The following is a 20597-nucleotide window of genomic DNA, read 5'->3' on the forward strand; positions in this document are numbered from 1 at the left end:
GGGAAACTATGTTAGACATTTTACTAACGAATATCGGTCAATTATTAACAATGGATCAAGAAGATGGATTACTACGGCGGGAAGCGATGAATACGCTTCCTGTCATTGAAAACGGTGCGGTAGGTATTGAAAATGGTGTAATCACATTCGTAGGAACAATGGAAGACGCGAAGGAATTAAGTGCGAAAGAAGTTGTAGATTGTGAAGGGAAAATGGTTTCACCGGGTCTTGTTGATCCGCATACACATCTTGTATTTGGTGGTTCTCGCGAAAATGAAATTGCTCTGAAATTACAAGGTGTTCCGTATTTAGAAATTTTAGAACAAGGCGGTGGCATTCTTTCCACTGTAAATGCGACAAAACAAGCGACGAAAGAAGAACTTGTTGAAAAGGCAAAATTCCACTTAGATCGCATGTTATCTTTTGGTGTAACAACAATGGAAGCGAAGAGTGGTTATGGATTGGATGATGTAACAGAGTGGAAACAATTAGAGGCAGCAGCAGAGGTTCAGAAGGAGCATCCAATTGATGTTGTGTCAACATTTTTAGGAGCTCATGCAGTGCCAAAAGAGTATAAGGGAAGATCGAAAGAATTTTTACAGTGGATGCTCGATTTATTACCAGAAATTAAGGAAAAACAATTGGCAGAGTTTGTTGATATTTTCTGTGAAACAGGAGTGTTCTCTGTTGAAGAATCAAAAGAATTTTTACGTAAAGCGAAAGAACTTGGTTTTGATGTAAAGATTCATGCAGACGAAATTGATCCGCTTGGCGGTGCAGAAGCGGCTGTTGAAATTGGTGCAGCATCAGCTGATCATTTAGTCGGGGCATCTGATAAAGGGATTGAAATGTTAGCTAATTCGAATACAGTTGCTGTATTACTTCCAGGGACAACGTTCTATTTAAATAAAGAAAGTTTTGCTAGAGGGCGTAAAATGATTGATGATGGTGTAGCAGTAGCTTTAGCGACTGATTTTAATCCTGGTAGCTGTCCGACCGAAAATATTCAACTGATTATGAGCATTGCAATGTTAAAACTGAAAATGACACCAGAAGAAGTGTGGAACGCTGTAACAGTAAACTCAGCGTATGCGATTAATCGCGGTGATGTTGCTGGGAAAATTCGTATTGGGCGTAAGGCAGATATCGTATTGTGGGATGCATACAATTATGCGTATGTACCGTACCATTACGGTGTTAGCCATGTGAATACAGTATGGAAACAAGGGAATATTGCATATACACGAGGTGAAAAAGCGTGGAGCAAGACCACTATTTAAAGAAAAATGCAAAGTTTATGGATCGTGAAGTAACGAAATGGAGCGATATCATTAAGAGCTGGGATGAGAGTGAAGAAATCTTCGGCGGGGCATTAATTGGTGCTCCGCTTTCAAAACCATCAATTAGTCACTCAGGTGCATGCTTTGCACCAAAAACAATTCGGGCAATGCTAGATGCGTATAGTACGTATGCAATTACAGAAGAGCATGATATGAAAGAAAGTGTCTTTTATGATTGCGGTGATATTACCATGCATGTTACGGATATAAAAGAAAGTCATGCACGCATTGCGAAAACGCTAGAAAGTCTGACAAAATCGAATCCACAGATGGTACCGATTGTTCTTGGCGGAGATCACTCGATTAGTTTTCCGAGCATAAGTGGGTTTGCACGCAGCAAAGGAAAAGTTGGGATTATTCAATTTGATGCTCATCATGATTTACGTAACTTGGAGGATGGCGGGCCGTCAAACGGGACACCGTTTCGCAGTTTACTAGAGAATGATGTCATTACAGGAAAGCAATTAGTGCAAATTGGGATTCGAAACTTTTCTAATGCTTATACGTATCATGAATATGCAAAAGAGCATGGCGTCACGGTATATACGATGCAACATGTTAGAGAGCGTCATATAAAAGATATTATTATCGAAAGTATAGAATTATTGCGTCGCCAAGGGATTACATCTATATATGTTTCTGTTGATATGGATGTATTAGATCAAGCATTTGCGCCGGGGTGTCCAGCGATTGGACCAGGTGGTATGGATAGTACGACATTACTGGATGCAATGGCAGTGCTTGGGAAAGAACCACTTGTAGCAGGTATGGATATTGTGGAAATCGATCCAACTCTTGATTTTCGTGATATGACAAGCCGCGTTGCAGCACAGGTCATTATGAGTTTTTTACTGGCACGTGAAACGGTGTGTAAGCAAGTAAATATATGAGGAAAAGGAGCTAATTCAAAGTTTCGTTTTGACGGAATGGGGAATTAGCTCTTTTTCTTTCTGGCTATTTCATTGTTCTTTTTTATACGGAAATACTAAGGAGCATATTTGAAGTGAAGTTGAAGGAGATATTATTATGGGTTACAAAATATTTAGAGCGAGCAGCATTATCCATCTGATATTGTAGGAAGCACATTAATTGGAAGTTTAACTAGTATTACGGTGAACGCTATGTTCTGGTTATGAAATTGCTTGGTTTCATGTGTTTTGCGTAGCTGCAATTGTGTATGTGCTTTCGGAAAAATACGTTAATGATGAGTACCGCCACATGCCTATTAAGTTAAGAAACTCATCGTTCTCTAAAACGAAAAAAATGCACTGGATTCTCATAGACAACTGTGATGAGATAAAATTTTTGTTTTTGGGGTACTTTAAAATCTTAGCTTGATGGCAATAGGGGCATCTCAAAATCTTGTCCTGAAAAACTGGACTTTATTCTTTCCTTGTATTAATGAGAAAAAGGAAATTAGTACTAAAATGTAGAATAATAGATTACTATCTATGAATAAGGGGGATTATTTTGAGCAATCGAGTTTTAAACCTTACTAAAGCAATTCATAACATAATAGATGAACAATTTTCTGGAGCTATTTACATCAAGGATAACAATAAAGTCTTATTTGAATCAGCATTTGGTTATGCGAACAGGGCGGATAAAAAATTGAATACTGTTCATACACGTTTTGGAATTGCATCTGGCTGTAAGTTGTTTACAGCTGTTGCTATTTGCCAACTTGTTGAAAAGGGTTTACTATCATTTGAAACTCGTCTTGAAAATTGTTTGAACATAAAATTTCCGCATTTTAACAAAGGCGTAACAATTCATCACCTTTTGACTCACAGTTCTGGAATACCGGACTATTTTGATGAACAAGTAATGGATGACTTTGAAGACCTTTGGAAACAAATACCTATGTATCTCTTGAATGAAGCAAAAGATTTTCTTCCTTTATTTCAAAATGGGGAGATGATGTTCCAACCTGGAGAAAAATTCCACTACAATAATGCTGGATTTATTGTTTTAGGTTTAATCGTGGAACAACAATCAGGACTTTCTTTTACCGACTACATTGAAGCAAATCTCTTCCAACGATGTGGAATGAATGACTCAGGATATTTTCCTTTAGATCGACTCCCTAAAAATACTGCCTATGGGTACATAGATAATAAAGATGAAACATGGAGAACAAATACCTACTCGATTCCAATAAAAGGTGGACCTGATGGGGGGGCTTTTATTACACCATCAGATATGATCAAATTTTGGGAAGCATTGTTAAATCATCAACTTTTAAGTAAAGAATACACAGAAATACTTTTAAATTCACAAATCCATGTTAAAGATGGGGTAGATTATGGATATGGACTTTGGATCACTAAAAGGGAAAATTCTATAATTAAGTATCATGTAATGGGATATGACCCTGGCGTGAGCTTCCATTCTGCTTTTTATCCTAAATCAGGAATCAAGATAGCGATACCTTCAAACAAAAGTTCAGGATCCTTTGAAGTAATGAAGGGGATTGAAGAAATTTTTGAGATATGACCAAACTTTTTTATAAGAGTAGCACCACATTGCTATCAAGCTAAGCTCATACAACGTCAATTATAGTAAAGGTTGAAAGGCTACGTGTAGAGAATTTAAAGATTTGCATACGAAATAAACCCTAATGGGTTTCATTTTTTTAATTTAAGCCGCTTGATCATCAGACATGGTACAATTGTAAACGACACCTAATATATCAAAGACTGTTTTCTTCTTATATCTATGAGATTTTCGTCCGTTTTGCTGTAGGAGGTTGAACAGGCGAATTAGAATCTTTGATAGCTCTTGGGTGTCTTTCTGTATAGCTTGGAAAAGAAGAAAAAAATAGTCTTTAATCATATAAATAGCTTTATATTCACTCAATTCTTGTTTCTTTTTTTTCTCTTATAGTTTGATCTTGTAATCGTTTTTCTTGTTGTTCTTTTGTTAGTCGATGAACAATCACACGAGTAGGTACTTTATCAGTCATTCCTACATAAGCGTCGGATATTTCACATGTTTGTCCTGGCTGAAGAGAGTTCATTAACACCTCCATATCTATCTGTATATACTCTGTACCTTTTTTGATTCTTCCATCTCGAAAATAATTAGGATCGGGATTTTTTTGATAAATACGTGTATTCGACTTGATACGAGAGATATAGAAAGCCTTTTTATCCGGTATATGTTGAAGATCTTTCAAATGAAAATATCCTAAATCTCGAATACATAAATCATTCGCTGTCACAGTTGGGACACACAGGGAACTGTAGGTTCGATCATGTTGTTTACCTAAACCCGTATGAATATGAAGACTGTCCACTTAATAGATCATACTCAAGCTGAATTTTCACCCCTGCTGTATGGCTACATCCTCCTGCACCTGGATAAACGAATGAAAAGGAATCTGGGAGTTGAAATGCAGTTGAATCTAAAATACGAATACGTTTGAAAACAGAAATATATGGAGAAGAAATCGGTATAGATGAGGCCAATTTTTGGTTTAGTAGTTCCGCTAATATGTGTTGTAAAAATTGGACCGCCGCTTTATTAAACCGTTGATTCAATCCCTCAGGACTGATGAGCACTTCTGTTGACGCTTCTAAACAGCTGGATAACTGAGTTAAAGAAGTTGTAGCGATATTTTGGCTCATCCATACACATAAAGCAACTAAATCCTTTGCTTGGTACTTACTGGTTCGCTCTACAAAACCAACATCTCTACCAAGATTTCGTAAGGTATTTGGGGATAAGAAACTTTGAATTTCTTGAGCAAATAGTTGTAATTTATCAGATACAGAAATAGACATACAAAACGCCATCCTTTCCTATGATTCTACAGAAAAAATAGCGTATTTTTTCATTTTAGGGGGTATTTTGTTTTATTAGCTTGATAGCGATGGGGTACCGCCAGCATTTCGGAAAAACCCCATGCTAAGAGCATACAAGAATTTATGAAAAAAATCGGGAGGCATAGGGATCTATGGGGAGGCCAAAAGGCGCGTCAAAATAGGAATGTATAAAAAGATGCATAGAATCATAGAAAAGGAAAAAGGCGAATCCCTTGTAAGAGTAAAGGTCCGCCTTTTTCCTTGCTTCCCATAATGAGACGTTATGTCAACCTTACATGTATGGAATATACATAGTGTTATAAAAAATTCCATCTGATAGAATGGAAGTAATAGGAAAAAGGGAGCGGGGTTATCATGATGGAAATCTTAATACTATTGGTATTACTTTTTATGTTATATGAACTAATTAAAACAAAAAATGAACTGGAATTTTTTAGAAACGATATTAAACGATTATTAGAAAAGGAAGATAAAGATATATAAAATTACTTCCGCTATCGAGAATTATGTCAATTAAAGGTATATTAGGGTGTAATTTTTTAAAAACTACACACGGCTATTCTGTAATATTAAAGATACGTAATAGTATATAGTTTTTTTTAACCAACATCCTATCTATAATGTTGGACATTTTATTTATAAAATGAGGAGGAGAAACTAGATTGAGAGAATGTTGTTTTAAAATAAGTTTATCATTAGAAGAAGCTAAAAAACGTTATTGTGACTGGATGAATAAAGAAATCAAATTTCAATTAGATCAATATGGGAATTTTATCGATGAATCAGTGTATTTTTCTGAACATAAAGATGGATGGACATATTTTGTAGACCTTGAAGGCGAAGCATTCTTTGGTCTATCAAATGTATCTTGGATAGAACTTGCAAAAGATAATTCTGTTACATACGCTTACTATGATGAAAATTTTAATGCAGAACTTGTAATTATAGAAGAAGGTTCATTAATAAGAGAATTTTCACTTTATGAAGATGAACCAGATAACAATATAAATTTCGGAGAATTTGAATATGAAAAAGGTTCAACAATAAAAGAATGGAATGATGTAGTAACTTTTCTTGAAAAAGAATTAATCATTTAATTAATAATGTGTTTAAATATATCTTTTTTATTAAAATTTATTATTCAAGTAACAAGTAGGTTAATTGAATAATAAGGCAAAAGGATCTTCTAATTGAAGATTCTTTTTTACTGTCTAAAATGTGACTTATGTAAAAAGCTAGCATAAATCTAGATTTTTCTTTTTTTGTTTATAGGTATTTAAACTCTTTATTTATCGTGTTTTGAATGTATACTTTTGTCGGTGATTTTGGAGAAAATGAGTAAAGTACGATAAAACCAATAAAATCAAAGTAAACAAATATTCAAAAGTTTGCATTCAACAAAATTAAAAGAATCCTAAATAAATAAGATTCTTTTAGTTTTGTTAAATTTTATTTATCTTGGTTCATTAGTTCATTTGATGATGATTTGTTTAGGATTCTTCACTGTTATCTTTCTTGGTTATCATAATATGTTTTATCTGCGTATTTTTTATCATTTCCCCTTAGATAGGCTAAGATTACTTTTGGATTTTTAAGTAAAGTCCAGTCTCCATATGTATCAAATCTTCTACATGAAGTTATCATTCCATTTTTAATTGTACCGAATTTTTTATTATTTTGTTTTCCCCATTCTTTTAACCGTTTAGCAAAATCTGCATCTTCTGCCATAAGCATGTTTTCATTAAATCCGTTGATTGCCATAAAGTCTTTTCTGTAGCACCAAAAAATCCCTACAGATATAGCTCCATACTTAAAAAATAAGGGGGTTATTATTAATATTGCGGAAATAAATATTCCTAAGGATATTCTTTCAAACTTTCCAGTTACCCCACCGCCAATGTATTTGCCTGAAGCTAAATGTTTATCTACATTAGACAACATAGACTCTGTCATTTGGGTATCAGCGTCGAAGCTATGCATATGATGAGAAAAGGGCAACTTCACCAAAGGGTGAAATCTGCCCGAAATGAAGCTGAATTCATTCATAAATTGTTTGGATTAGCTGTTTAACCTCTCAGTTAACAGAACATTGCCGTTCTATGTTTTTTGTAAAGTATTTTTGCACCAGAACCTATATCCATTTTATTTTTCACTCCATTAAAAATAAAAAACATTTCGAAAAATAACATAAAATTCGTGTTATTTATATGAGTTAGACACGCAACACAAATAATGATTTCACTTTGTATAAAAATTAATTTGTTAGAATATTTCAAGCGCATGTTTTGATTAGTCTCTTTTCAAAACACGCTCGTTTTATTCTAAAATAGCACTGGTCCGCTCTGATAAGAAGTAATAGTATTAATTACCTAAAAATATTACCCTCCCCAAATTTAATTAACTCCATTTGATTTTTCCATAATATAGATGACATAATTCTAAACCCTAAAGGGAAAATTTTATTAATGAAAAACTTTATGCAGTAAATTTTATAAAAAAAAGGTGATCGAATGGAATTGTCTAACAAAAGCAAAACTTATCATACTGGAGATATTGTCTATGTTTTTTATCGCAATCCCCACACTCAGGATGTAGCAAATATACAAGCCGCAGCTGTTGTAAATAGCCCTAATACTCCTAATGAATTAGCATTGTTTCTTTATGAAAATTATTATCCACTTTCACATGAAATGGCTGTTTATTCTTCAGAAGAAGAGGCAAACCAAGCTTACAACTACTATTATGGGGATGCTTCAGAAGGGATGATAGAATGAATAATCCATTCATGCCTAAACTTGTATACTTTGAACCCAAAGCACTGGATTATCCATTAGGGAGAGAGCTTCATGAAAAATTTGCAAAGATGGATGTTGAAATTCGGCATACTACTTCTCATAATCAAGTGAGAGATCTCCCAGGAGAAAACGATTTTCAAAAGTATCGGGTAGCAAAATCTACTCTTGTCGTGGGCGTTAGAAAAACACTAAAATTTGATACCTCAAAGCCTTCAGCAGAGTATGCTATTCCGTTTGCAACAGGCTGTATGGGCCATTGTCATTATTGCTATTTATAAACAACAATGGGAAGTAAGCCATATATCCGTACCTATGTAAATGTCGACGAAATTCTAGAAGCTGCTGACAAATATATAGAGGCACGTGCACCTGAACTGACAAGGTTTGAAGCCTCCTGTACATCCGATATTGTGGGAATTGATCATTTGACTCATACCCTCAAACGCGCAATTGAGCATTTTGGAGAATCCGAGTATGGAAAATTGAGGTTTGTTACAAAATTTCATCATGTAGATCATTTACTTGATGCAAAGCATAATGGAAAAACAAGATTTCGGTTTAGTGTAAACGCTGATTATGTTATTAAAAATTTTGAGCCAGGAACTTCTCCACTAGCTAAAAGGATTGAGGCAGCTGGAAAAGTAGCAAGAGCAGGATATCCCCTCGGATTCATTGTTGCTCCGATTTATCTTCATGAAGGTTGGAAAGATGGATACTATCAGATGTTTGAGCGTCTTGATGCTGAATTACCCACTGATGCACGTGATGATATCACATTTGAATTTATTCAACATCGTTTTACAAAGCCTGCTAAGAGAGTGATTGAAAAAAATTATCCAATGACAAAATTGGAATTAGATGAAGAGAAAAGAAGATATAAATGGGGAAAATACGGAATTGGAAAATACATTTATCAAAAAGAAGAAGAAGAAGATATAAAAAATTATCTTTATTCTTATATGGAGAAGTTCTTTCCCAATGCAAATTTAGAATATTTTACATAAAAGAATACCAACTCTGTTACAACAGTATATAGGTGTTAGAAATAAACACCAGTTTATAACGCCACATTAAATGTATCTCAATTTAACTCCGTTGATTACTTACAAGAGGTTAAATCAATTTTTTATATATAAGTGATAATGTTTTTGTATGGATTTTCAGATTAAAGATGAAATTCATTTATTTGTTAAAGAATTTATGTCAGGTATACCTAGTTAGTTATATTAGTACGAAATAACCTTTAATAAAATTATAAACCGAATTTTTAAAGACAGTATATATTTGAATTAGTTTGGAAATAAAAATGAGGATGTAATTATTTTATATAGGATGGTGTAATAGTAATGGATTTACAGACAGGGAAATTATATTGGAACACAACTTTTCCTAATCCACCTTCTTATCCTTGTTTAGAAAAAGACATAATTTGTGATGTTTTAATAATAGGTGCTGGCAGCTCAGGGGCTCAATCAGCATACTATTTATGTGATTCGGATTTAAGTGTAGTTGTAGTTGATAAACGAAAGATTGGACATGGTAGTAATCTAACCAATACAGCGCTCATACAATATTTGGGTGATAAAATGTTTTTTGAGCTTGTTAATACATTTGGGGAAGAGTATACAGTAAAACATATGAAATTATGTGAAGAAGCAATTAATGATATTGAATTTGCAAATCAAAAATTACCTTTTCATTCTGATTTTATGCGACGTGATAGTTTATATTTTGCAAGCTATGAAGAGGATATTAGGAAATTAGAAAAAGAGCTTTATTACTTACAAAAGCATGGTTTTAAAGCAGATTGGTTATCAGAAAAACAAATTGGACAGAAATATCCATTTAAAAAGCGTGCTGCCCTTTATACATATGAAGATGGTGAAATAAATCCCTATAAATTTACACATAGTTTATTAAAGCAAGCTTTTAATCAAGGAGTACAGATTTATGAAGATACTGAGATTGTTGGGAAAAAATTAGAAAAAGACTTCGCTACTTTTTATACCAAAAGTGGTAATTCCATTACTGCCAAGAAAGTAATCGTAGCTGCAGGTTATGAAGGATTAGAATTAAAAAAAGAAAAGAACGCTACGCTGATTAGCTCGTATGCAATTGTCACTACCCCTGTTGAAGATTTTTCATCTTGGCATAAACGCACTCTCATATGGGAAACCGCTAGACCATATATATACATGCGAACTACAGCAGATAATCGAATTATTATAGGTGGTCTAGATGAAGATACAAACATTGCTGAAGAGAGAGATTCAAAATTAATCCATAATAAAGAAAAGCTATTACATCAATTCAATAAGCTCTTTCCTAATATTACAGTTAAACCTGAATTTTATTTAAGTGCCTTTTATGGTGGTACTCATGATGGTTTACCTATAATCGGAATGTATGAAGAATTTCCTAATTGTTATTTTATCTATGCGTATGGTGATAATGGTTTAGTTTATAGTATGGTACTTTCTAAAATTATCCGAGATGTAATTATAAAAGGTTCTAGTCCTAATTTAAATTTATACTTGCAGTCTAGACCGAAATTAAATAAATAGAATGTATACGTACATAAAAAAATTAGAGATTCAGGAATTAATGTACTTAATGATATAGAAATTACATATTTATAGGTATTATAATGAATAAGGAGAACCAACATTTTCAAATACTAAATTTAAAATTTAGAATGTAAATATTTCGGACAGACCCAAAGATTTAGGGCCTGTCCATTTTTATTAAATAAAGGTTGTTGTGAAGTTTATAAGTTCGCCATCCCAATGTTAAGAAATCTTAATGTTTGTGAGATACATCGCGTTTATTTGAATATATTATTTGAGTTTTTGACTTTTGGATATATAATTAGTATTCTAACTAGAAGGGGTTGTATATGGACAATTTAGGGTATCTTATCTATTGCATAAAGTTAGCGTGATGACGAAAACAGAATTATCAAATCGATTAAAAATATATAAAATAACAGCGCAGAAATAGGCTGTCTTAAAGGATATATCTTTTCATCCGAATGGAACGACACTTTCTCTGGTTGCAGAGAGACGGTTGGTGGACAGACCAAAAGTGACAGGAAGTATCCAACGGTTATTGCAAAAAGAATTTATTTTCACAACACATAATCCAAACGACAAAAGATCGCACCTGATATTGCTAACAGAGAAAACAAAAAACTTGAGTATAATTAGCACACGCTCAAGTTTTTTGTTTTTATTTATTGTGTGGGTGTTTTTGCCCATCCCCCCTTTTCGAGGGGATGGGCAAAAAAATCCTGTGTAAGAATAGTAACACATAAACTCCAGAAATATATTCCTCAATCCATGATGATATTCTTATTACTGCTTTAACTCTTGCATACATTCTTGTACAAGAGTAACTGTCTGACTCATAGTAGCTCCACCACCAAATGCAGCTGTCACTCCCACTGCCTCAAAGATCTCCTGTTCTGAAGCTCCTTGATCTAGACATCCTTTAATGTGATAAATGATACAATATTCATTCTGAGAATAAAGGCTAATACCTAAAGCAATTAGCTGTTTTTGCTTTTTGGATAAGGTGCCTTCTTTAAAGCATTCCTCTGTAAAAGAATTAAATTGTTCAGCTAGCTTAGGCATCTTCTCAGTAAATAAACCCAAACCATACTTATAATGATGAAGTGCAGATTCTGTAGAGTTTCTATCTTCAAATTCCATATTTAATCCAGCTCCATTTCTCATATATTTAAACAAAAGTTAGTATTAACCTAATCCGAATTGATTAAACCCCAATGATATTTATATCAGGAGGAGTGAAAGGTGAGAGAGGATTTAAAGGAATGATATAACAAGAAATTAGCTTAGGATATTGTACAAAAGGACGTGATTATATGGAAAAAAGTATAGTTAATACATTAAATTCCTTTTTAAAAGGTCAGTACATGGGTATTCATGCTTATGAGCATTATATAGAAAATTTAAAAGATCCAGAAATAAAAAAAGGAATTTCAAAGAATACAATAAGATCACAAACAACATGCTTTAAAAGTAGCAGAAAGAATACAAAATCTTGGAGGAGTACCAGTTAATAATGAAGGAATCGTTGGCTTTGTTCAAGGTTTGATAAGTCAATTTACAGTACCAGATACAACAGAAGGAATTGTAAATAGTGCGTTAAAGGGCGAAGATTATTATGGGATTAAAATATCAGAAGAAATTGTACAAGGTGATTTGGATCCAGAAAGTCATAAGTTAATACATGATATTTTAGATAAAGATAGGGAACATGTAAATGTATTAAAACAACTTACGCATTAACATTTTTAGTTACGCTGTATCATAATTAAGTAGAGGTATTTAAAATAGTTCCACATATTTTCCACAAAACAGGAAAATACTAATACTTGATTTAATAATTTAATTTCAAAGTATTAAATCATAATTACTAACTGCGATACTAGGAGGACGTTACTATGAATATTCGTGAAGGATTAATTCCAACTACACTAGGTACAGCAGTTACAGCTGCGGGTTATGCTCTTAAGCAAACTCGTGGGTCTAATAAGATGATTGCAAATACAGTATTTGGATTCGGTTTAGCTCACGTTGTTTTAGGTGTAATTGATCTTGTGGAACATCGTCGTTAGAAGATAGGGCAAGCACCTTTTGGTGCTTGCCTTTTTAATATCGAAAGTGCTTATTAATTTTTAATTTTGTTTATTTTATTAAAGTAATTCAAAAATTAGCTATATATGTGACGTGCCCCCTATTAGTCATGTATAATATGTTAAACAGCTTATGTTCTTTTGTTTTTTTAAATTTAATAGCTAAGTTGAATATAAGCATTAGAGGAGGGGGAAAATTGAGATTTTTCACGATATTTGCATCAAGGAACGATACAAATGATATAGAAGGTTTCATTACTCAAGTTTTCCAAAATGGATTCAAGGTTGTACGTAATAAAAATGAATATACTATTCAATCGAAGAGACTATTTGGCAAAAATAAAATTATTATTCGGGTGGATTCTGAAGAATCATCTCCTGATTATTTTTCCAATAATATTCCTGGAATGATGCATATGTACGATCAAATTGCATTTCAAGAAGAACGCCTTAAGACGATGGTTTTGGCACAGATTTCTGTAATTAATACTATAATTGCTATAGAGACGGAGAAGGATTATAGTGATGACTACGTGGAGCTGTTCCTTAAGTTACTCAATCAGGTAAACGGTATTGGTTTTATCCCTGATCGTACTCTCATCGGGAAGGATGGACAAGTAATCGTATTTCCAGATGGATCCTCTGGTCCTTCAGAATTTACTCCTCATGCATGTACGAAGATAATAATGGGCCAGGAAAGTACTTCTACCGATGGGGAAAAAAGAAGACAGAAATCGATAAGAAACCTGCAAGATAAAGGGATTCCATATATCGAAGGGTTGCCTCAATTGCCGCCTTTGACAAGTATTCAGTTAAGAAATCGAGAAGAGATTACGAAGAGAGCAGTAGCTTTGCTGATTGTTATACAATATGCTTGTGATGTTGTCCAAGAAGGAGATTTGAAAACTTCCAAAGAGTTCGTCATGGAGCTGCTGAAAAAGTTCGGTGTGGTTGAATCATTAACGAAGCAGGAAAGAGATTTCCTAAATTCAGAGCAACCTGACCAGAAAGAAGCCATACAGATTGCATGGCAGTATGAAGCTCAATGGGTTTTACTTTGGTCAATAGGTCTCGTGAATACACTGAAATTTCCAAAAGAAGTCTGTGACTGTCATTACGCAATTAAACTCGTTTCTAATTGTGGTTCTTTTAATGAATTTTATCAACAAACAAGATTACGAAGTGCAGAAGAGATTTTGGACGAGGCCGACCTCATTTATCGGCTTCATTGGGCTTGTGTACATGATAGAATTAATGGGAGAGAAGCGACTGCTGGTGTGCAGGAAAGTATTGTTGTTGAAAGACGAAGGGGCTTGTTCTGGCTAATCAGTTATAAAAATGAAGATTGGGACTGCATCTCCATGGATACATAATCTATATTCTTTGTTCTGTAGAGCTTTTTTATTTCAGATAACGAGAATTATGTAAATGAGCTGTCCATATGGGCAGCTCATTGTATTTTTGCTTAGCGTGTTTTTTTTTCAAAATGCTGGCGATACTCTATATAGGGATAATTTTGTTTTGGGGAACAATTAATTTCTTAAGTTGATGGTAATGGGGCGCGACCTCGATATAAATTTTTTAATCACATTTCGTTATTACAGTAAACATTCCTGTCATACTAGGTGAGTAATCCTTAAAATCATATTTTTCATAAAATTTTTCTTTTCCCTCTGATGCAAATAATCCTACAAACGCTTTATTTGGTGCGTTTTCTTTTAGATACTCTACTAACGCATTTATAATTTTTTTGCCAATACCCATTCCTTGATAATCTGGATGAACTACCACATCTTGAATGTAAAAGTAAATAGCTCCATCCCCAACAATTCTTCCCATTCCTATGGCCTTACTCTCATCCTTAACAGTAACGGCAAAAACAGAATTTTTTAATGATATGTCGGTAACATCAAAGTTCATATAATCTTCCCAACCCACAACTGAACATAAATATTTATATTCTTCTAATGTTGGTGCATAATTTGAGATTGTATATTGTCTTTCCATAAATCCTCCCACTATTTCTCTATAATTTTAAGTTAGCATCTTTGTGTTTCTTTTTTTCAAATGTTCAGATTTAATTATATATCATATTCATGTAAAATTTAACATAATCCCTCTTAGAAGTAGTGCAGATTCCCATATTAGTGAGTATTGTATAAAAAAGAAGAGCAAGCAGAAAAGTAAATTCTGTTTGCTCTTCTTTTTTGTTAAGCTTTTGGGAATATAGGTAACCGAATATATACAGTTGTCCCTTTATTTAATTCACTTGTAATTTGTAATTTTCCATTATGTTCTTCAATGATTTTATAGCACATCATTAAACCTAATCCAGTTCCTTTTTCTTTCAAACTATAGAAGGGTTCACCTAGACGAGAAATACGATCTTGTGGAATTCCACAACCTTCATCGGTAATGCTGATGACTATAGACTGATTTTCTATTTTCATTGTTTGAATGGAAATAGTCCCTCCGTGAGGCATTGCTTCTATTGCATTTTTTAATATGTTTATGAATACTTGCTTGAGCTGATTTCCATCACATTGAATTGCAGGTAAAGAGGACGTGTGATGCATGGTGATATGTGTACCATGCATCATTGCTGTTGGTGAAATAAATGTTACCACTTCCTCGATTAATGTTTGAATTAGATAAGATTGTATGGATATGGCTTGTGGTTTAGACATTGCCATAAATTGATTTGTAATCGATTCCATTTGAGTAATTTCATTTAGCATAACATCAACATACCATTTGTTATTTTCACTCATATCAGGTTCTAGCAATTTTAAAAATCCTTTTAAAGAAGTTAAGGGGTTCCGTATTTCATGGGCAATACCAGCAGTTAGCTGTCCAACAACTGCGAGCTTTTCGGATTTTTTTAATAATTCTTCTGTTTCCTTTAAATTTGTAATATCTTGTCCCATAATGACAATCCCTTTTCGCGATCCATCAGGATGAAAAAGTGGAACTTTTATAATGTTAAGAATGATAGGAGTGGAGTCAGCATGAAGAATAATTTCCTCACGACACATGCTCTCTTTGTTTTGCCATGCATATTGATCGGACTTTTCGCAGTATAAGAAGGAGTTACGATAAGATTCATTATATTGGATGAGCTCACTATCCTTTTTACCGCGATATGGTACATTTTCAAAATGTAAACTAGAAATTGCATAATCATTAGCCTCAAGCCATCTTCCTTTTTCATCTTTCAAAAGAATAAATGCTGGCATCGCATTTATAAGAGTTCGTAAGCGTTTTTCACTTTCTTTTAACGCGAGTTCCATTTTTTTTCGTTCGGTAATATCTCTTAGGCTACTTACAAACGCTACTGCTTCTCCATATGTATTTACAATAGGGGAGATAAAATTAGTGACATGTATTAAACTTCCATTTTTTTGTTGCCTAATTGTTTCTTTCGATGTAAACAGTTTATTATGTGCAAGATTTTGATATAGTTTGTTGTATTGATCTTTTGAGAAATCTGGGATCGTAGGTATTATTTCTCCAAGTATTTCTTGTTCAGTCCAGCCGAAAAGAGTTTCAAAGGCATTGTTTACTTTCATTACACGTAGCTCTAAATCAAGAACAACGATAGCGTCTACTGTGTCTTTAAGAAGTGAATCTAATTGTTGTTTTGTTAATGTGAAATTTTCTTTGCAGTGTGTTGTGTTTTCTATCTCTTTCATTCTATTTTTTGTAAAAGTAGTGCGTCTTTTTGGATATATGCTTTTTTTTCCAGACGTAAATCTTTTCCTCCGCATTCATAATTCCCCCGGATATATTCATATATGTATAACGATTTTGAAATAGGTAATATACTGTATATTTTATTTTAAATACATAACGCTGCAAATGTTATATTCTTTAAGAGTATAGACGTGATATGGATAAATAGTCAATTTCTTATTAAATATTTCTGAATTACAAGTTTTATTTCGGGTTGACAATATGTAAGATAAGTTCTTTCGTTTTTCTTATACACCTTTATAATAGTTGTGGAAGTTATTGTTAAAATAACCTCGGACATAATCAATGATAGTAACGGGGAGTAGATTGTTATGACGTTTTATGTTCAGCATATTGAAGGTTTTTAAGGAAATTTAACACAAAAAGGAGTTTCCGTTATAGTCGATACAGCACGTCCTAATGTTACGAGATTTTGTATAGTAGGATCCATTTGGGAATCGAATTGAATTTATGGAACGTAAAAATAAATAAAAAACGAGGTGGATGCAGTGCCACCTCGTTTTTTATCCTCTTCTAAATAATCCTAATACTTCCACAGTTTCTGTAATATTCACGAATGCTTGTGGATCAATTTCAGAAATCATAGCTTTCATTCCTGCTAGTTCTTCCCTAGAAATAACAGTCATTAGCACACGTTTCTTCTCATTAGAGTATGCGCCTTCTCCATCAAGTAGTGTAATACCTCGAACAAGACTTGAAAGGAGCTTTTCTTTCATTTGTTCTGCTTGACTTGTTACAATCATTAGAGTTACTTTTCGGTGCTTTGTGTGGATGGCATCAATTACTTTCCCAGTAATGAAAATTGATAATAAGCTATTTAAGGCTGTATCCCAATCAAAGAAAAATCCAGAAATAACGATTACAATAGCGTTAAGTACGATTAAGAGTCCGCCAAGTTGAATATCTTTTTTACGTGAAAGTAACATTCCAATAACATCAAAACCACCTGTTGAACCATAGCAGTTGAAAACAAGTCCAATACCCGCTCCGGCAATTACACCACCAAATAAAGAAGAAAGTAGTGCATCTGTTGCCACTGCATGTACAGGAATCACGTATAATGCTGCCGAAAGGGTAATAACGGATATAATTGTATATCCAATAAATCGTTTTCCAAGTCCAATATACCCTAAAATAAGAATAGGTAGGTTTAGTAAAAAGTTCACTAATCCGGTATTAAAGGGAGTTAAGATTCCAACGATAATTGCGATTCCACTAATCCCACTACTTAAAATTTTGTGGGGGATAAGGAAAAGATTAAAAGAAAGTGCTACAACTAAAGATCCTAAAATCACTCCGAGTAATCGATACATATCTTTCCCGTCCTTTATTAAAGATGCTATATACAAATTGACAATAATTCAAAATTATATATGAGATTGTAAGATTTGCGGAAAAACAGTTTATTTTGGTAAGTTAGACTAGTTCGAAAAATGGAAGCGGTTTATACTAAGGGGGAAGGGAATATGAAGGTCCAGTTTTTTCAACAAACAAGTCCATTAAAACAAGAATGTGAAGATGCACTAATTTATAATGAAGTTTTAAGATTATATGGTGTGTGTGATGGGGCGACGCCGTTAATTAATTTTCAAGATGAGAATGGACATAACGGAGCATATTTAGCTTCCCATTTGTTTCAGCAACATTTTGAATTGATTTCAAGAGTGGATTCATTACAAACTGATGTTGCTACAGCTAATCAGTTACTGCAAGAAAAAATGAAATTATATCAGATTGATACGACAAAAAAGGATGAACTTTGGTGTACTTGCATTGCTGTTATTCATATTACAGATAAAACAATAGAATATGCGCAGCTTGGAGATTGTATGATTGTTGCTAAATTTGTTGACGGATCTGTAAAAGTACTTACAAAAGACACAGTGAAAGGCATTAGTAAACGGGCCAAGCAACAACGCGAGGAAGACCGTAAAAAGGGACTTTCTGTTCCAAATGAAGCAATATTTAATGATAAAATAAGGCAATTACGCTACAATCGTTACATGGCAAATACTTTAAACGGATATTCTGTTGCAAACGGGATGAATGAAGCAATATCTTTTATTCAGCAAGGGAAACTGTTACGACAAGAAATTACCAATCTATTTATTTGTTCAGATGGCTTGTTTCATCTCGATTGGCCGCTAGAAACAAGTGCACAATTTGTGTGGGAACATGGTATTAAGAAATACATAAAAATAATAGAAGAATTAGAAGCGAAACAGCTTATTCATCCAGATGATAAAACAGCAATTAGTATTCATTTGTAAAGGGTGAGGTTATGCAAATTCAGAGGGCTCATTTATCTTTTCGTGATCCGCTGAAACCATTGCAAGCTGTTACACATCTTATCATTCATCACACGGCGGAACTTGGCTGGGATGTATATAAGACACATGAATTTCATCAAAATAGTCGAGGATGGAGCGGAATAGGATATAATTATTTTATTGAAGAAAATGGCATCATTTACGAAGGAAGAGGGCTGCATATAGGGGCTCATGCGAAAGGTTATAATACAGAAAGTATAGGGATTTGTATATCTGGAAATTTTGACGTCTATAATCCAACACCAGTACAAATGATTTCTTTGCAGTGGCTATGTAAACAGTTTATGTATCAATTTTCTTTAGATAGTAAGCAAGTACTCGGTCATCGTGAATTAGATGGGGTAACAAAAACGTGTCCCGGAACGCGGTTTTCAATGGAAACACTACGGAATGTTTTATCAACTAATGAAAAAGGAGCTCTATAATATGATGTTTATGAAATTACAAAATGAAAAAAAAGAAACACTTGTAGAACATATTCAAGAATTTTTTGAAGAAGAAGAGTTAGGAGAGATTGGCCGTTTTCAAGCGGAGCGATTAATTGAAGAAATGATAAAAGAACTAGGGCCGCACATATATAATCAAGCAATAGGGGATGCTAGAAAACTTGTTGCAGATAAACTTACTAATATAGAAGAAGACTTATATGTGTTAGAAAAGCCAACTAAATAGAAGCAATGTATAAAAAACACCCCTCGTTCCATTTGATTCACGAGGAGTGTTTTTATTTAGGTTTTGTTTATTGACTATGTTGCCTTTGTTTGGAATTAAATAAGTTATCAATTAGGGGTCACCTTACATGCCCATCAATTTAAGAAATTTTAATACCTTCAAATACAAGAAAACGTAATCCTTTCTAAACAAGCTAGATTAGAAAGGATTACATTTTTTTCGGCTTATAACTACAATTTTATTGATTTTTCTTGGTGTTCCGCATCCCATTCACTTAAATAGGCTGCATATTCTAATTCATCTGGATTATCATGTAACATAGAAATGAATTCCAATTTATTTCCATCACAATCCAGAAAGTATACACTTGCAGCTGGCATCCATCTTTGGACAATTGGCTCTTGATTTCCTTTCCCTTGACTTCCTATCACTTCTATGCCACGCTCCTCTAACCACAATTTAGAAGTCTTTAAAAACTCTAAATCTACACCAAAAGCAAAGTGTTTCGTTTTAAATTTTTCAATATTATGTACTTCCCATAGTCCAAGCATTTGTTTTTTATTTTCTCCTACCCAAAAGAAAGCCACTCTTCTTTTGGATAGTTTTCTTGCTAATGTTAATCCTAGCTTGTTTTGATAGAAATCTATCGTCTTTTCTAAATTTTTTACATGTAAATGAGTTTCGTATATGTTTTGTATCATTATGTTTATTCCCTTCTTTACTATAATTTATAATTATCTTCCGTGTATAAATTCCCACTCTTTCCAAGACATAATTTCAAGTTCCGGTCTTGGTCTATCCTCTAACATAGAAATAAACTCAACTGAGTGACCGTCTGGATCTGTAAAATAAATCGACACAGCAGGCATAAAAGGGAATACCATTAATTCTTCGGAATTTCCACCAAAGAAATTTGCAGATTCAATTCCTAATTCATTTAAATAATTTCTCGCCTTAATAATATCTTTCACATCTACTCTAAAAGCGAAATGTTGACGCTGACTCCGGTGAAGGATAATTTTCTCTAATGCCAAACATAGTTTCTCCAAGTTTTCCGATCCAGTAAAATTTAGATTTTCAATTAGAGTCTTCATACAAAGAAATAATATTAAATAATTTTTCATAGAATTCAGCGGATATTTTATAATTACATACATTAATATGTGTTTCAAAACTCCCTTTAATCATCAAAACTCCTTCTTTTATAAGTATCTGATTATTAC

The 20597-nt window shown here is 33.4% G+C and carries 18 protein-coding genes and 5 pseudogenes; 15 read left to right on the forward strand and 8 right to left on the reverse strand.

Going from position 1 to position 20597, the window contains the following annotated elements:
• The first annotated feature begins 8 nt into the window (after window positions 1-8).
• The 3 genes from hutI to AB1280_RS03615 all read left to right on the forward strand — a co-directional run bounded on the left by hutI (window position 9) and on the right by AB1280_RS03615 (window position 3836).
• Window positions 9-1280, forward strand: a complete 1272-nt coding sequence (gene hutI, locus AB1280_RS03605) for an imidazolonepropionase (RefSeq protein WP_429754902.1) — start codon at window positions 9-11, stop codon at window positions 1278-1280.
• Window positions 1259-2230 (forward strand): formimidoylglutamase, encoded by a 972-nt coding sequence (gene hutG, locus AB1280_RS03610; protein WP_272187942.1) that lies wholly within the window; start codon window positions 1259-1261, stop codon window positions 2228-2230. The genes hutI and hutG overlap by 22 nt, the downstream gene beginning before the upstream one ends.
• Before the next feature lie 574 nt (window positions 2231-2804).
• Window positions 2805-3836, forward strand: a complete 1032-nt coding sequence (locus tag AB1280_RS03615; protein WP_429757259.1) for a serine hydrolase domain-containing protein — start codon at window positions 2805-2807, stop codon at window positions 3834-3836.
• A 144-nt stretch (window positions 3837-3980) separates the two neighbouring features.
• Here AB1280_RS03615 and AB1280_RS03620 read toward each other — a convergent pair.
• Window positions 3981-5125: pseudogene (locus AB1280_RS03620) on the reverse strand (IS4 family transposase).
• Between the two features lie 704 nt (window positions 5126-5829).
• Between AB1280_RS03620 and AB1280_RS03625 the strand changes: the two are divergent.
• Window positions 5830-6264: a hypothetical protein gene (locus tag AB1280_RS03625; protein ID WP_429754903.1), complete on the forward strand. Its 435-nt coding sequence runs from the start codon at window positions 5830-5832 to the stop codon at window positions 6262-6264.
• Between the two features lie 409 nt (window positions 6265-6673).
• Here AB1280_RS03625 and AB1280_RS03630 read toward each other — a convergent pair.
• Window positions 6674-7141, reverse strand: a pseudogene (locus AB1280_RS03630) (galactosyltransferase-related protein); the annotation flags it as partial.
• Between AB1280_RS03630 and AB1280_RS03635 the strand changes: the two are divergent.
• From AB1280_RS03635 to AB1280_RS03655, 5 genes and pseudogenes are all read left to right on the forward strand, one after another.
• Window positions 7133-7237 (forward strand): annotated as a pseudogene (locus AB1280_RS03635) (IS6 family transposase); the annotation flags it as partial. The pseudogenes AB1280_RS03630 and AB1280_RS03635 sit on opposite strands and share 9 nt — an antisense overlap.
• Before the next feature lie 440 nt (window positions 7238-7677).
• Window positions 7678-7941 (forward strand): transcriptional regulator SplA domain-containing protein, encoded by a 264-nt coding sequence (locus AB1280_RS03640; protein ID WP_429754904.1) that lies wholly within the window; start codon window positions 7678-7680, stop codon window positions 7939-7941.
• Window positions 7938-8966 (forward strand): annotated as a pseudogene (gene splB, locus AB1280_RS03645) (spore photoproduct lyase). The gene AB1280_RS03640 and the pseudogene splB overlap by 4 nt, the downstream one beginning before the upstream one ends.
• 342 nt (window positions 8967-9308) lie before the next feature.
• A complete protein-coding gene (locus AB1280_RS03650) occupies window positions 9309-10526 on the forward strand; it encodes an NAD(P)/FAD-dependent oxidoreductase (RefSeq protein WP_429754905.1) in 1218 nt (405 codons plus the stop codon).
• 451 nt (window positions 10527-10977) lie between these two features.
• Complete coding sequence (locus tag AB1280_RS03655; RefSeq protein WP_429757260.1) at window positions 10978-11259, forward strand: MarR family transcriptional regulator; 282 nt, start codon at window positions 10978-10980, stop codon at window positions 11257-11259.
• A gap of 56 nt (window positions 11260-11315) precedes the next feature.
• Here the strand turns inward: AB1280_RS03655 and AB1280_RS03660 are convergent, their stop codons facing one another.
• The gene (locus AB1280_RS03660; RefSeq protein WP_429754906.1) at window positions 11316-11672 is read right to left on the reverse strand and encodes a carboxymuconolactone decarboxylase family protein; all 357 of its coding nucleotides are present in this window, start codon (window positions 11670-11672) and stop codon (window positions 11316-11318) included.
• Between the two features lie 173 nt (window positions 11673-11845).
• Between AB1280_RS03660 and AB1280_RS03665 the strand changes: the two are divergent.
• The 3 genes and pseudogenes from AB1280_RS03665 (at window position 11846) to AB1280_RS03675 (ending at window position 13992) form a co-directional block, all read left to right on the forward strand.
• A pseudogene (locus tag AB1280_RS03665) lies at window positions 11846-12272 on the forward strand (ferritin-like domain-containing protein).
• 155 nt (window positions 12273-12427) lie between these two features.
• Window positions 12428-12601 (forward strand): hypothetical protein, encoded by a 174-nt coding sequence (locus AB1280_RS03670; RefSeq protein WP_001025956.1) that lies wholly within the window; start codon window positions 12428-12430, stop codon window positions 12599-12601.
• Between the two features lie 215 nt (window positions 12602-12816).
• The gene (locus AB1280_RS03675; protein ID WP_429754907.1) at window positions 12817-13992 is read left to right on the forward strand and encodes a DUF4272 domain-containing protein; all 1176 of its coding nucleotides are present in this window, start codon (window positions 12817-12819) and stop codon (window positions 13990-13992) included.
• A gap of 208 nt (window positions 13993-14200) precedes the next feature.
• Here AB1280_RS03675 and AB1280_RS03680 read toward each other — a convergent pair whose 3' ends face one another.
• The 3 genes from AB1280_RS03680 to AB1280_RS03690 form a co-directional block, all read right to left on the reverse strand.
• On the reverse strand, window positions 14201-14626 hold the full coding sequence (locus AB1280_RS03680; protein WP_429754908.1) for a GNAT family N-acetyltransferase: 426 nt from the start codon (window positions 14624-14626) through the stop codon (window positions 14201-14203).
• Between the two features lie 203 nt (window positions 14627-14829).
• Window positions 14830-16386 carry a PAS domain-containing sensor histidine kinase gene (locus AB1280_RS03685; protein WP_429754909.1) on the reverse strand — a complete coding sequence of 519 codons (1557 nt, stop codon included), beginning with the start codon at window positions 16384-16386 and terminating at the stop codon, window positions 14830-14832.
• A 489-nt stretch (window positions 16387-16875) separates the two neighbouring features.
• Window positions 16876-17685 carry a YitT family protein gene (locus tag AB1280_RS03690; protein WP_272191233.1) on the reverse strand — a complete coding sequence of 270 codons (810 nt, stop codon included), beginning with the start codon at window positions 17683-17685 and terminating at the stop codon, window positions 16876-16878.
• A 153-nt stretch (window positions 17686-17838) separates the two neighbouring features.
• Between AB1280_RS03690 and AB1280_RS03695 the strand changes: the two genes are divergently transcribed.
• The 3 genes from AB1280_RS03695 to AB1280_RS03705 are packed head-to-tail and all read left to right on the forward strand — an operon-like array spanning window position 17839 to window position 19374.
• Complete coding sequence (locus tag AB1280_RS03695; RefSeq protein ID WP_429754910.1) at window positions 17839-18642, forward strand: protein phosphatase 2C domain-containing protein; 804 nt, start codon at window positions 17839-17841, stop codon at window positions 18640-18642.
• 11 nt (window positions 18643-18653) lie between these two features.
• The gene (locus tag AB1280_RS03700; RefSeq protein ID WP_429754911.1) at window positions 18654-19127 is read left to right on the forward strand and encodes a peptidoglycan recognition protein family protein; all 474 of its coding nucleotides are present in this window, start codon (window positions 18654-18656) and stop codon (window positions 19125-19127) included.
• A gap of 1 nt (window position 19128) precedes the next feature.
• Window positions 19129-19374, forward strand: a complete 246-nt coding sequence (locus AB1280_RS03705; RefSeq protein ID WP_272191230.1) for a DUF2164 domain-containing protein — start codon at window positions 19129-19131, stop codon at window positions 19372-19374.
• Window positions 19375-19604: 230 nt separating this feature from the next.
• Here the strand turns inward: AB1280_RS03705 and AB1280_RS03710 are convergent, their stop codons facing one another.
• Together AB1280_RS03710 and AB1280_RS03715 are read right to left on the reverse strand one after the other, a co-directional pair.
• Window positions 19605-20075, reverse strand: a complete 471-nt coding sequence (locus tag AB1280_RS03710) for a VOC family protein (RefSeq protein ID WP_429754912.1) — start codon at window positions 20073-20075, stop codon at window positions 19605-19607.
• A 33-nt stretch (window positions 20076-20108) separates the two neighbouring features.
• Window positions 20109-20408 (reverse strand): VOC family protein, encoded by a 300-nt coding sequence (locus AB1280_RS03715; RefSeq protein WP_429754913.1) that lies wholly within the window; start codon window positions 20406-20408, stop codon window positions 20109-20111.
• Between the last annotated feature and the right edge of the window lie 189 nt (window positions 20409-20597).

The sequence above is a fragment of the Bacillus sp. S10(2024) genome (assembly GCF_050473865.1).
GTDB lineage: Bacteria > Bacillota > Bacilli > Bacillales > Bacillaceae_G > Bacillus_A.